Annotated in this window: 8 protein-coding genes; 4 read left to right on the top strand and 4 right to left on the bottom strand. The window is 47.8% G+C overall.

From position 1 onward, the window contains the following. Positions 1–109: 109 nt before the first annotated feature. Positions 110–2830: a methyl-accepting chemotaxis protein gene (locus tag MHN31_RS15285; protein WP_239444646.1), complete on the top strand. Its 2721-nt coding sequence runs from the start codon at positions 110–112 to the stop codon at positions 2828–2830. Here MHN31_RS15285 and MHN31_RS15280 read toward each other — a convergent pair. From MHN31_RS15280 to MHN31_RS15270, 3 genes are all read right to left on the bottom strand, one after another. After that, positions 2827–3912, bottom strand: a complete 1086-nt coding sequence (locus MHN31_RS15280) for a hypothetical protein (RefSeq protein WP_138538565.1) — start codon at positions 3910–3912, stop codon at positions 2827–2829. The genes MHN31_RS15285 and MHN31_RS15280 overlap by 4 nt on opposite strands. Before the next feature lie 148 nt (positions 3913–4060). Next, on the bottom strand, positions 4061–4309 hold the full coding sequence (locus MHN31_RS15275) for a hypothetical protein (RefSeq protein WP_010384156.1): 249 nt from the start codon (positions 4307–4309) through the stop codon (positions 4061–4063). An 82-nt stretch (positions 4310–4391) separates the two neighbouring features. Then, positions 4392–6272: a monovalent cation:proton antiporter-2 (CPA2) family protein gene (locus MHN31_RS15270; RefSeq protein ID WP_239444645.1), complete on the bottom strand. Its 1881-nt coding sequence runs from the start codon at positions 6270–6272 to the stop codon at positions 4392–4394. Between the two features lie 327 nt (positions 6273–6599). Between MHN31_RS15270 and MHN31_RS15265 the strand changes: the two genes are divergently transcribed. The 3 genes from MHN31_RS15265 (at position 6600) to MHN31_RS15255 (ending at position 10995) form a co-directional block, all read left to right on the top strand. Continuing rightward, positions 6600–7781, top strand: coding sequence for an acyltransferase family protein (locus MHN31_RS15265; protein ID WP_239444644.1), 1182 nt, complete (start codon positions 6600–6602; stop codon positions 7779–7781). A 266-nt stretch (positions 7782–8047) separates the two neighbouring features. Continuing rightward, a complete protein-coding gene (locus MHN31_RS15260) occupies positions 8048–9793 on the top strand; it encodes a hypothetical protein (protein WP_239444643.1) in 1746 nt (581 codons plus the stop codon). A 311-nt stretch (positions 9794–10104) separates the two neighbouring features. Further along, the gene (locus tag MHN31_RS15255) at positions 10105–10995 is read left to right on the top strand and encodes a DUF2306 domain-containing protein (protein WP_239444642.1); all 891 of its coding nucleotides are present in this window, start codon (positions 10105–10107) and stop codon (positions 10993–10995) included. Positions 10996–11079: 84 nt separating this feature from the next. On the opposite strand, the gene MHN31_RS15250 is transcribed toward MHN31_RS15255, so the two are convergent. Beyond that, positions 11080–13149 (bottom strand): S9 family peptidase, encoded by a 2070-nt coding sequence (locus tag MHN31_RS15250; protein ID WP_239444641.1) that lies wholly within the window; start codon positions 13147–13149, stop codon positions 11080–11082. Positions 13150–13218: the final 69 nt, after the last annotated feature.

Below are 13218 nucleotides of genomic sequence, written 5' to 3'. Positions count from 1 at the left end.
TGTTGATGGGCTGCTCCGTATAAAACCTTATCTCACGCACAAACTTGGGTGCGCTGTTATTCCTTGTCTATAGTGTGTATAGATAATCCACTACATACCAGGATGTGATATGGCGCTCTTCGGCTTTTCAAGAACAAAAACAACAGAACCACAAATCACCCTACCGCAAACATTACCTTGGCTAAAGCTCGACCGGCACGGTAATATTCTCGCCACTAGCGAGGCTTTTAATACCGCACTGGCTTTTTCGAGCAGCGCCCCACCCAAGACATTGTCAGCACTGTGCAATCGTCACAGCGACTACCAGACGTTACATAATGCACTGCAAAAACGTCAACATAGCAGCGCGCAGATCTGCACCATGCACAATGTCGAGGGCACAGAGTTTCACGTCTCAGTACAATTGTGCCCGCTGGATGAGTCACACAGCTTTGCTGTGATCCAGGATGTAACAGCGCAGTATCAGCCTTTGGTGGACGCCACTTCAGCCACACAGGCGTTAACAAACGCACAATCCTGGGCAGAGCTGGACCTGCGAGGCACGGTATTGCATGCCAACGAGCACTTCTTATCCCTTGTGGATGCCACAAGACAGCAGTTGATTAATCAACACTATCAGCAATTTGTGGTCAATGAACAGCTCAATGCCACTTGCTGGGAAGCCCTTTGTGAAGGCCAGACAATTGAGTGTGACCTTAAATGGCAAACCTCGGAACAAACATTTGCCTGGCTGCATGCCAAGCTGGTTCCGGTGCCGGATCCACACCAACGCACGACGAAAGTCCTATTGTTAGCCAGCGATATCTCAAAGCAAAAACATACAATAATCAATCTCAATAGTCAGATTGATGGGATCCGCAACGCCCAGGCAGTCATTGAGTTTACCCTCGATGGCACGATAGTAACGGCCAATCAAAATTTTCTTGATGTAATGGGTTATCAGCTTGAAGAGATCCAGGGTCAGCACCACCGCCTGTTTGTCAGCGCAAAAGACGCAGCCAGCGATGCATATGCGGCATTCTGGCGGGCTCTGGGTCGAGGCGAGCTTCAGTCAGGAGAGTTTAAACGAGTCAACAAACGCGGAGCAGCGGTCTGGATCCAGGCGCACTATACCCCCTTGTATGACGAGAATGGCCGACTCTGGAAAATCATGAAGTTCGCCTCTGACATTACCGCAGACAAACTAAAAGCTTTTGAAGCACAGGGGCAGATAGAAGCAATCAATCGCTCTCAGGCGGTGATACAATTCAATTTAGACGGGACCATTTTAGACGCCAACGACAACTTTTTGAGTGCCATGGGTTATAGCAAAGAGGAAATCATCGGCCAGCACCACAGGCTGTTTGTTGAGCCCAAGTATGCTCAAAGTGAGGAATATCAGCAGTTTTGGCAAGATCTGAAGAATGGCCATTTCCATTCTGGTGAATTTTTTCGACTGGGCAAACATGCCAAGCCTATCTGGATCAGTGCAACTTATAACCTGATTCGTGATGATGAGGGCAAGCCGCTGAAAGTGGTTAAATACGCCATGGATATTACCCATCAGAAGCAAGTCACAGCGGATCTGGAGGGGCAAGTACAGGCCATTCATAAATCTCAGGCGGTCATTGAGTTTGAAATGGACGGCACCATTCTGTGGGCCAATGACCAGTTTTTAGCAACCATGGGCTACACACTAGACGAAGTAAAAGGCCAGCATCACCGCATGTTTGCCACCCAGGAGCAGGCGCAAAGCAACGAATATCAACAATTCTGGGCGCAGCTCAATCGCGGTGAGTTTGACTCAGGGCAGTATATGCGAATAGCCAAAAATGGCCAGGAAATCTGGATCCAGGCAACCTATAACCCCATTCTGGATCAACACGGTCGTCCCGTGAAAGTGGTGAAATATGCCACTGATATCACGGCACAAAAACAGGCTGTGCAGCATATCAAAAACGCCATTTTTGCACTTGAGCAAGGCGATTTAACCCACCGGATCACCGCTGAACTGGGAGAAGACTTCTCAGTGCTGACGCAGGCAATGAATGGTCTGTTCGACAAGCTCAGCGAGCTGGTGCAGACCATCAATAACGGGGCCGCTCAGGTGTTTGATATCGCCCGACAAATCGCCTCCAATAATGAAGAGCTCAATAGCCGGGTAGAAAGTCAGGCAGCCAGTTTGGAAGAAACCGCCGCCACAATGGAGCAACTTACAGCGACGGTGAAAAATAATGCGATCAGCGCAACCACAGCGTCGGAACGGGCTGCCGTTGTCCGTGAAAAAGCACTCAGTGGTAAACAAACCATTGAAGATGCCATCAATGCGGTTGGTAATATTGAAAGCTATAGCCGAAAAATCTCCGACATCGTTGGCGTGATTGATGAAATTGCCTTTCAAACTAACCTGCTGGCACTCAATGCCTCGGTTGAGGCCGCCAGAGCGGGCGAAGCTGGCAGAGGGTTTGCCGTGGTTGCCAGTGAAGTGCGTAATCTGGCACAACGCAGTGCCAGCGCAGCCAAAGAAATTAAAGCGCTCATCAAGAACAGTGTTGACGCCGTCACCGAAGGCAGCAAGCTGGTTTATGATTCTGGCACGACTTTCGATGAGTTGACTCAGTCAATTGCGCAAGTCAGTGACATGGTCTCGAACATTGACGATGCCAGTAAAGAGCAAGCATCTGGTATCGCCGCGGTATGCTCTACCATTGCACAAATGGATGGCATTACTCAACAAAATGTCTCCCTGGTCGAAACCACGTCAAAATCGGGCAAAACCATGGAGAGTCAGGCCCGGGTGCTGACCGATCAGGTTGCCTTTTTCAATCTGGAAGACAGCCGCTTATCTTAGCGGCTGTTCGGTTGATACTCACGAATAAAACTGTATTCAAATTTGCCCGTATTAAGATCAGCGCAAACGGGCTCAAAACCGTAGCTGCGAATGCTGTCAATTTCTGCGCTGATGGGAGACTCATCGGTCAGCTGAGCCAAGCCGTTAATTAGCATCAATGCCTGGTTTTTATCATAGCGACAACCAAACTCAATGGTTTTAAACAGCTTAGCATAGTCATCACCAAGCTCTGCCGCCTGCTCAATTTGCTGACTTCCCTGACTCCCCCCGTTGATGATGCCGAGAATGAACAAAGCACGGGGTTCAGCCCTTTGCTCCATCAAATGGCTCAGGATGGTTTTCGCTTTGAACTCAGAGTGCACAAACTGGCCCTTATTTCTGCCATATTCATCTATCCGATAGCCGCTAAAATAGGCGTAGGCATAATGCAACGCTTGTCTGGTTGAGAGGGCTTTAAGACCCTGAGGTGTGACGTCAATTTCGTTTTTCTGAGCGCGCAGTGCTCGCTGTTGTTGCTGTTCGTCTAGCTCCTGTGCAATCAATAACTGCTCTGCTGTCGTGACACCATATATTGCCATCAGGCCAGTGGCCAGCGAGGTGATCAGTAAAACGGGTAACACAATGAACCAACGGTTTTTCAGCTTTTTCCGACTTGCATGCTGCTGTTTTTCCGCGAGCTCAAAAAAGGCCCGGTGCTCAGAAAATGGTACCTTTTTACGCGCCAGGTACACACTGGACCAAACACCAGTGACATATAAAATACCCAATACCATCAGCCAGGTATCGTTACTGACGATTAGTTCCAATGCCAGGGCCAGAAAAACCAACCAGGTATGCAGTACAAAAGCGATAACACCAAATACTTTCTGATAGCCACGACCGTGAAACCGGATCACTAAGCCGACCAGCACACCACTGACGGTCAGCATCAAGGGACCTAAGTCTGCGTTTAATGTAAAAGCACCAAACCAGGCAAATAAAATGGGAAACACCCACAATCCACCAGCAATCGCTGCACCCAGCGCATTTTGTTTATTGAGCCGATGTTCAACTTTGGCTAGCTCTTCACAAGGAACCTGCATCTGACTTTCCTGTTTTTATTGTAGTTTTGTTTTTTATTATACCAATCCGCATAAAGCATTGGCCGGTGTAGGGGTTTCCCACTGTGGGCCCAGAGGGTGGCAGATGTATACAAATCAAAATGACCCGATACATCTGTTCAGCACACGATTAGTGCGCTTTCTTAGGCCCCTGACGGACAAGGTCCTTACCATTATCAAACACCTCTTGCGTCACCCAGCGACCCAGGATCAACTGATGATTATCATCCAGCACAGCAACAAATGGCCGGCCATTACTATTATTCGTCGCCAACGCAACACCTGCTGCGTTATTCAGACCTAACCCACCACTTTCCACCAGCTGTAAAAACGCTTCCAATTCGTCCAGTGTGCTGATCAATTCTTTATCGTCAATCATGTTTCGTACTCAGTTGTCGCTAAAAGCGTGTAGCATATCAGGTCTGTCACTGTCTGCACCAGCATTGATACGGTGATCCTCATTAGCCCTGTTTAGTGACGTCATCGCTGCTCTGTCCACTGGTGTGCCCAGCTTGCATGGCTGTTTTGATTGCCTCCTCAGTCTGGATGAAGAGCTTACGAAAATCATGGTCGTATTGCTGGCCATCACTACCATGTTGCCAGGTATCGTAGAGCCGCTCTGATGCGGCCTGCTCGGTTTCCCAGAAGGCCTGTTTTTTCTGCACCGCAGCCTCTGACGCAAAGCCCAGACAGGTAAGCGCCTGTGCCCCCAGGTCGAGCGCCGAATGGTACGTTTCACTGACAATCACATCCGCGCCGGCATGTTTCAATTCGTAGTGATGGCCTCGGTCAAATGCTCTGGCCAGCACTGTCACTCCAGGGTGGCTATGCTTGACCGCCTGCACCAGTGCCTTCGCATTTTCTCTGTCGTCAATGGCAACAACCAATAAGGCAGCTTGCTCAATGCCCGCGGTATGCAGCAATTCAGGCCGTGTGGCATCGCCAAAGTAAGCCTTGACCTGAATGCGGCGCATTGACTCCACCTGAGTTGCATCCAGGTCCATCACCACCGTGTGAACGCCATTGGCGATGAGTAAACGATTAACAATTTGCCCAAAACGACCAATGCCCGCGATGATCACCTGCCCGTGTTCATCAATCTCATCATACCCCTGCTGATTGGTCGTATGTTGATATCGGGGTAAAATCACTTTGTCGTAGAGAATAAATAAGGTCGGTGTCAGAAACATAGACAGCGCCACAACCAGCTGCAGCAAGCTCACTGTTTCGGGTGGGATGACATGGTTTTGCAGTGCGTAGCTTAACAGCACAAAGCCAAATTCTCCGGCCTGAGACAAACTCAGCGCAAACAACCAGCGATCGCTATTGTGGATTTTAAACACCATAGCGAGCCCCCACAGTACTGCGGCTTTTACCAGCATCACGGTCAGCGTCAGGCTCAGGATCAAAAGTAAGTGCTCAGAGAGTATGGCAAAATTGATCCCTGCCCCCACCGTAATGAAAAACAGCCCCAGCAACAGACCTTTAAAAGGCTCTATATTTGATTCAAGCTCATGACGGAATTCGCTGTTCGCCAGCACCACGCCGGCCAGAAAAGTCCCCAGTGCCGGAGACAGCCCAACCAGACTCATCAAAGTCGCGATGCCAATCACAAGTAACAACGCGGTTGCGACAAAGATTTCCCGTAACCCGGAGTTAGCAACATAATGGAACAAGGGACGACTCAGATAATGACCTATCACAACCACACCGGCGATACTGGCAAAAATAGCCCCCGCGTAGGCCCAGGTCGGCAAACCTGCAACCAGACTCAATGTTTCATGATGTTCCGCTGTGGTTTGCAGCGCTTGCGCTGCACTCATTAACTCAGGTAAGGCCAAAACAGGGATAAATGCCAGTATCGGTATCACAGCGATGTCCTGCATCAGTAACACAGAAAACGCATTTTGCCCGCCCTCGGTTTTCGTCAGACCTTTCTCATTCAATGTTTGCAGCACAATGGCTGTCGACGACAAAGAAAAGACCAGACCAATTGCCACCGCAATGGAAAGTGGCTGACCCAGTAGCCAGGCTATGAAAGCAAGCAAAAGAGCACTTGCAATCACCTGCAAGCCGCCGAGCCCAAGCAGTCTGTGACGCATTTTCCAAAGCATCTGAGGGTGTAACTCCAGCCCCACCAAAAACAACATCATCACCACGCCGAACTCAGCAAAATGCTGTATTGTCACCGTTTCTTTACCGACGATACCTGCCACAGGGCCAATCAGCACACCCGCTATCAGGTAACCCAATACGGAGCCAAGCCCCAGGCGTTTTGCCAGTGGCACCATCACCACCGCTGCAGCCAGATAAATAAAAGCCTGAATAAAATAACCGGTCATGCGAGGGGGCCCTCCAGAATTAGGCACAATGACATCAAACAGCTATCGCAGCCGTTGATGGATGGCTGCAGCTTAGGTTGTTGCATATTCAGGTATCTCAATTTTACGAACGGACCCCTAAACTTTAGTACGAAACAGGTGACTGTGCTGACACTGCACACTTCAATCTTGCAAGCACAACGGTGCCTAAATGCCAGTTTAGCTATCCGGACAATTTTGAAACATCCTGGCGCATATTTTTTATGCCACGCGGTGTCCCTAGATCAGTATTCTCCCAGGCTGTTTGATGCTAATCTGTTCACAGTCGCAGCTTTAAGGATAAACGTTATGCACACTTCCCCTCGTTTTCACTACATAGATAACTTGCGCAGCCTGGCACTTTTGTTGGGCGTGGTGTTCCATGCAGCGCTGGCCTATGGCCCCTACTTTTCCAATATCTGGTTTACCGCCGATCCCAGTAACCATGTCGCCTTCGAATACTTTGCCATCTGGTCACACCTATTCAGAATGCCGCTGTTTTTTGCCATCGCAGGGTTTTGCGCCGCATTGCTGATCAGTAAACGTGGTGGTAATGCCTTTATCAGCAATCGCCTCAAACGCGTTTTTTTGCCCTTTGTGATATTTTTTCCGCTGACCATGCTGGTACTAATTCATGCACTTGACTGGGGCGCAGAGATAGTTCATGAAAAGCCGGGCCTGTTTACCATTTTTCAGTCCGTCGAAGAACCGCTCATCTCCACCATGCACTTGTGGTTTCTGTGGAACCTGACCCAGTTCTGCTGCATTATCTGGTTATTACAAAAATATACTCAGGTCTATCAATCTATACTCGCCTTTGTCGTCCGCCCCCTGTTTTTAGGGGTGGCTTTGCCGCTATTGCTCACGTTTGCCATGCACCAACAGCTGGTGCCATTCCCGGCACCCGATAAGCTGTATCCGCAACTCTGGTCCTTCGGATTTTATGGCATCCTGTTTTTGATCGGTGCCGGGCTCTATCATCATCATACCCGGGTAGAACAATACGCCAGATACTTTACGCCTTTACTGATACTGGCTTGTGTGTCATTACTGCCTTACTTTTACCTGATGGACCCTCCCCCCTCCATAGAGACCATCATACGGGCAGCGAATACCGGAGACATGACACCTGAGCACATCAATCTCTACGCCGTGCTGGCACAATCGGTTGCCATCGTTAGCTGGACCGGTGTTGCCTTTCTCGCCGGATATAAATGGCTCAATCAATACAGTCAGCTGAACAAGTATATGTCCGACGCGTCATACTGGATTTACCTCATCCATGTACCGGTACTGATGTACATCCAGTTTCCACTAAGCAATACCACGCTGCCATTGTTGCTTAAGCTCATCATTTCCGTGACCGCCACCCTAGTAATTGGCTTGGTTAGTTACCAGCTATTGGTCAGGCATACCTGGATAGGCATTCTACTCAACGGAAAAAAAGCCAAATCAAGCGCCTCCTCTCATGGTGCTGAATCTATGTCTTAGAAACACCTAGGCCTGTAATATGAGAGCTGACTTTCTTTTTATCTTGTCATTCAGGTGGTACCAGCCAGACCAGCCTGAGTGTCCTAAGAGCAGCATATTTGCTCTGCTTAGTCGGGCCTATGTAGTTAGAGAGTAATAAAAAGCAAGCTCCACCTGCACAGAGTAAATATCACGACCTCTGTACAGGTGCGACTTAATTGTCACTATCACAATTAAGTCGCATTAATGGTAATTAAAATCTAATAACAACGAAACTGAGAAGTAATATGAGTGAAAAAGGAAATCCCCAGATTAGCAGAAGGCAACTATTCGGCTTAGCAGGCATGGCCTTAGGCAGTGCCGGACTGGCAACGCTTTCTAAAAGCGCATCAGCGCAAACAACGGACGTTTCTGCGCATGTACTCTCCTTTGATAATACCGCAGAGATGAGAGCAAGCGCTGCGCTCAAAGCCGGAGACACTGTTTTTACAAAAGGATACTACCAGGCCGGTGACGGTGGTCATGCCTATTACCTTATCCGGCAAGGCAGTCAGCAAAACGAAGATAAGGGTAAGTATCACAATTGTACAAACAATAAATTCGCAGAGTTACAGCTCAATGGTGTTGCCAATATTCTATGCTTTGGTGCGAAGGGTGACAATCAGGAAGAAAGTGCTTTGGCGAATCGTCATGCTATTCTCGCCGCAGCCAGCGCGTTACCAGAATCGGGGGGCACCATACTCATACCCAGCGTGGGTACTGCGAAGTACCGTATCGATGCTAACTGGCCAAATCATGGTGGTGTAACCATAAGACGTAGCAATATCACTTTGATTGTTGAAAATGGCGCATTACTGCACTCATTACACAATGGCACGGGTGCTGATGGACATGTCATTGGGTTCGCTGGCGAAGCCCATGCCCCAATTGAAAACTGCCACATTTGTGGCGGTGGTGCCATTGCAAGTAACACAAGCTCAGGAGTCGGAGCAGAGAATGCGATTGGGTTTACTAACGTCGTCAATTTTTCTTGCGTTGGTATGACAGTGCCACACTCTGTCTTTAAAGGCATAACTGCGCAGGGAAATGTACACAACGGTATTATCTCCGGCAATAGAATCGGTCAGACGCGCTTTGATGCAATTGCCATCGAAACAGACACACACTTCGATAACGATTACTTTGTTATCGAGAACAACACCATTGAACACGCAGGCGTTGGCTATACGGAACAAAGTCCGGCAGTTGCCGGGATTAAATTTACCGCGGCAAGTAGCCTCAAATCGTTTAATGTGATCACACAAAATAACAGAGTGAAGAAAAGCCTGCACTATGGCTATTCCTACAATTTATGCGACACGATTAAAAACCATAGCGATATATGCGACGAGGCAGGCTTAGATGGTTTTGAGTGGCGGTCATGCAACGACATTAATGCTCATGTTACTTCAAAAAACTCCGGCAGGGATGGTATCAAACTTGATTCCTGTGGTAGCCAGATCAATGTTGAATGCAACATAAGTTGGCCTTCAAGATATGCAATCAACATCTTACGCCCCAGGTCACTTCATGTTTTAAAACCATTTATATCTGGCAACAAGCATCAATATCGTTTAAGCACAACATCTGATCAAACAATAAATACGCCATCCATCCATATTATTCATCCACAGTTTGCGGATAATGCATGGGGCAACAATGGTGGCTATTGGACGGGTGATATCATGCCACATGTTGATTTTGGAAACCGAGTCTCCAGATTAATACTGCCCGAAAGCACAGCCCCCGACGTTACAGCCAGTACACTGTATACCGTCAACAATGAGCGCGGAGTACTAGTTTCAAACCTAACAGGAGCAAATGCACCCGACAAAGAGGTTGAGCTATTTTTCGTCAATACAAATACTACGCTTGAGCATGCAAATGGAAACCTCAGACTAAAAGGTCACTCAAACGTCACGCCACCTGTGGGCGGAAGCATTAAATTGAGGTTCATTAATAATTTATGGCATGAAACCTATCGCAGTTTTTAGTATCGCCTCAGCGCATGCTGTAAAACTAAATTGCTGACATAAGCGCCATTAACCTATTGGTTACTCTAATATAGTAGGGTCAACCAATAGGTTTTTTATCGCCACTAGGGCACACCATAATCTGCATATAAAAAGTAACTCAAAAGCGAAAAGCCACCCGACACATCCACCCATGAAAACCACAACCAATTGATAAGAAGGCTTATTTTTATCTAATGCAAACAATTTGGTATGAGCAGGCCCATTCGAACGACTGAACATCCTCTTCACGGCACACTTGAAAGCATATTCACAGTTACGAGGCCGTCACAATGGACAAAACACTTAATACGACTTCCGGGTCGGAAGCAATTCAAGAAGCAAGCGCAACCACATCGAACAAAGGTATATCAACGCGCACTGCTGGCAAGACGCTCAGTTACACTGCCATATTCTGGTTTATTTCTGTGTTACTCGGGCAATGGTTTTTCTTTTACTACATCATTAAGTTCTACGGATTTTCTGTGATCAATGACAACATGGAAATCTGGAACCGCTGGGAGGTTATGGGTGCAACCCCTTATCATGTGGGAGATTTTGCCGGTAACCTGGCATTTGCAGCGCACACAATCGGCGCAGGCATCGTCGCGTTCGGTGGCGTATTTCAACTTATTCCTAAGATGCGCAACCGCTTCCCCACTTTCCACAAAATCAATGGCTACGTCTATCTGCTTACCGTCATTCTGTTGGCTTTCTCAGGGTATTACCTGGTGTGGTTCAGAGACGCCAGCCCGATAGAACTTGGCGATATTGGCACCAGCATCAATGGTTCTTTGATCCTACTGTTCTCTTATTTAACGGTACGCAGCGCAATTAAAAAAGACATCGCGAGCCACAGAAAATGGGCTATCTACTTGTTTCTTGTGTCAAATGCGCAGTGGTTCCTGAGAGTGGGCGTGTTCAGCTATCTGGTCACCGGTACCACCCTGGATCTTAATCCCGCATTTGGCGACCCCTTCTTCCCTATGTGGACCTTTGGCTGCTTTTTAATCCCGCTACTGACAGCCAAACTCTACTTCTATGCACAGCAAAATCGCAATGCACAGGTAAAGTTAGCAACCAGTGTCACCTTATGTGTACTCACACTCCTTATGCTCATCGGCATCATGGGCTATACACCATTTCTGCTATCCGTTATGTCTGAAGACCCTATCTCCTTCTGATGCCTCAGTACTGACACAAACACAAAAAGCAGGGCGATGGTATCATCGCCCTGCTTTAGTTTAATAAAGCATGTTTAACCGGTGTTATAACTGATTGACATCGACACGCAAAGTATCCAAATGTGCGCTGATGTCTGGATTAACCGTGTTAGAGGTGCCGCCACCCAAGTGTTTAGCAAAAAAGCGCTCCATTGCCACGATAGAGGCCAGTTTATTGTTTTGCTTCATAAACCCATGCCCTTCGTCTTTGGCCAGAATATATTCGAGGGGGTGATTTTTGGCGGCCAGCGCTCTGGCAATATTATCCGACTCAACCTGTGTCACACGCGGGTCATTAGCCCCCTGTACCAGCATCAAAGGCGCTTTGATTTGGTCAACAAAGTTAATCGGTGAGCGTGATTCCATATCAGCTCTGTCTTTTGCAATCTCAGGATCTCCGACTGAGACATACCAGGTCCCGAGATAAGGGCGGTAATGTGCCGGGAAAGACTCCATCAAAGTCACCAGGCTGGATGGACCAACATAAGAAATCACGGCTTTGTATACGTCTGGTGTAAATGTCGCACCAGCGAGTGCGGCATACCCGCCGTAGGAAGCTCCCATAATACCCACGCGCTGTTTATCAGCAATGCCCTGCTCTATCAGGTAATTTACGCCATCCGTTAAGTCATGCTGCATAGTACCTGTGCCCCAGTTTTTTTCGCCCAGCTGAATAAAGTGCTTACCGAATCCCAATGAACCACGGAAGTTAGGTTGCAACACGGCATAGCCGCGGTTAGCAAAATAATGCGCCACAGGGACAAAATAACCGCTGCTGTAGCCCCACTGATCTCGCGCCCAGGGACCGCCATGTGGCAACACTATGGTAGGGAGATTTTTCTTCAAGTTCTTAGGTAAAGTCAGATATGCCTGGATTTCAACACCATCTGATGCCGTATAAGTAATAGACTTTCGATCTCCCAGCAACTCAGGATCAAACCCTGGAGCCTCATTCAACAGACCTGTCAGCTTATCCTGAGTCGGATAATACGCATATTTTTGATCCGGGCGGTCAGCAAAAGACACCGTCAGTAACCACTGATCTTCCTTATGGTTTATTTTATCTACTTTTAATTCAATATCTTGTGAAAAACGGCTCTGTATTTGTTGTAACGCTTTAGCCGCACTATCGGTCAGTGGGTAATTGCGCAGCTTACCGCCATAATAAGATACTATCAGTGGTTGCCCTTGCTCATCGAACACAACGTGGTGCAGATCAGAGCTTTGCTGGGGGTCAAGGTGAACCGTCTCTGTCGACTTAGTCGCTAAATCCACTTTAATCAGTTCCTGTTTATCGCGTCCTTCAATGCTGCCTGCAATAAAAGCGGTATTGGTTTGCTCATCAAAGCTGATGATCTCCAGGATCTCTCCCGGTTCAGTGGTCATCACCTTGAGCCAACGCCCGTCTGTGAATGTGTACATGCTTCTGGAATTATCAGCGTTGAGCGCCAAACCCAGTGCCACCTGACCCGATTTATTCAGCTGTGTCTCAAACAGACTCACGCTGTTAGTCTGAGTTTGTGTCAGTTCGCCCTTATCCACCGTCAGGTGAAAGTAATCAATGCGCTCAGGTGTTACGTGATTGGCGGCGACAGCCAAAATATTAGCATCCTGCTCAGACTGTCCCAACAGCATGTAATCGACCTCATCATTATGCGTGAGTCTCGTCATAGTGCTGGCAGTCAGATCTGTGCTGTTCAGCGCCATTTTATAAATCTGGCTATTTTCATTGCCCTGATGATCCTTAGAAAACAAGATCTCGTTGCGATTGGCGGACCAGATAAAACTGTCAACCGAATCGATGAGGTTAGTCACAGGTTCAGGTTTCGCATCAGGCTTATCGACAGCCACCACAAATAGATTATGTGCACCGTTGTGCATTTTCAGAAATGCGATCCACTGGCCATCCTTTGACATCGCAATCGACTTTTTCTCACTGGTGCTGAATAAACTCTCCACATCCACAAATGCCGAAACATGCTGAACCGACTCTGCCTCACTCACTGGCTGCTTGTCGCTCAGCGTACAGCCTGACAACACAGCCGTAGTACCCAGTACGGTACTCAGTGCAACACTCAACGCTAATCTGGTTACTGTGCTTTTATTTTTCATCATGTCACTCCTTCTCTTTGTTGGAAATATCATTACACGGTTTTTTATTATTGTAAAACGATAATTTATTTT

The organism is Pseudoalteromonas sp. McH1-42, assembly GCF_022347845.1.
Taxonomy (GTDB): Bacteria; Pseudomonadota; Gammaproteobacteria; order Enterobacterales; family Alteromonadaceae; genus Pseudoalteromonas; species Pseudoalteromonas rubra_D.
Note: the sequence above shows the minus strand (reverse complement) of the source record. Positions and strands in the feature narration are given on the sequence as shown.

Excerpts from the sequence above, each read along its gene's own strand:
- MHN31_RS15285 (WP_239444646.1), top strand. The coding sequence starts at position 110 with ATGGCGCTCTTCGGCTTTTCAAGAACAAAAACAACAGAACCACAAATC.
- MHN31_RS15270 (WP_239444645.1), bottom strand. The coding sequence starts at position 6,272 with ATGACCGGTTATTTTATTCAGGCTTTTATTTATCTGGCTGCAGCGGTG.
- MHN31_RS15250 (WP_239444641.1), bottom strand. The coding sequence starts at position 13,149 with ATGATGAAAAATAAAAGCACAGTAACCAGATTAGCGTTGAGTGTTGCA.
- MHN31_RS15260 (WP_239444643.1), top strand. The coding sequence starts at position 8,048 with ATGAGTGAAAAAGGAAATCCCCAGATTAGCAGAAGGCAACTATTCGGC.
- MHN31_RS15275 (WP_010384156.1), bottom strand. The coding sequence starts at position 4,309 with ATGATTGACGATAAAGAATTGATCAGCACACTGGACGAATTGGAAGCG.
- MHN31_RS15255 (WP_239444642.1), top strand. The coding sequence starts at position 10,105 with ATGGACAAAACACTTAATACGACTTCCGGGTCGGAAGCAATTCAAGAA.
- MHN31_RS15280 (WP_138538565.1), bottom strand. The coding sequence starts at position 3,912 with ATGCAGGTTCCTTGTGAAGAGCTAGCCAAAGTTGAACATCGGCTCAAT.
- MHN31_RS15265 (WP_239444644.1), top strand. The coding sequence starts at position 6,600 with ATGCACACTTCCCCTCGTTTTCACTACATAGATAACTTGCGCAGCCTG.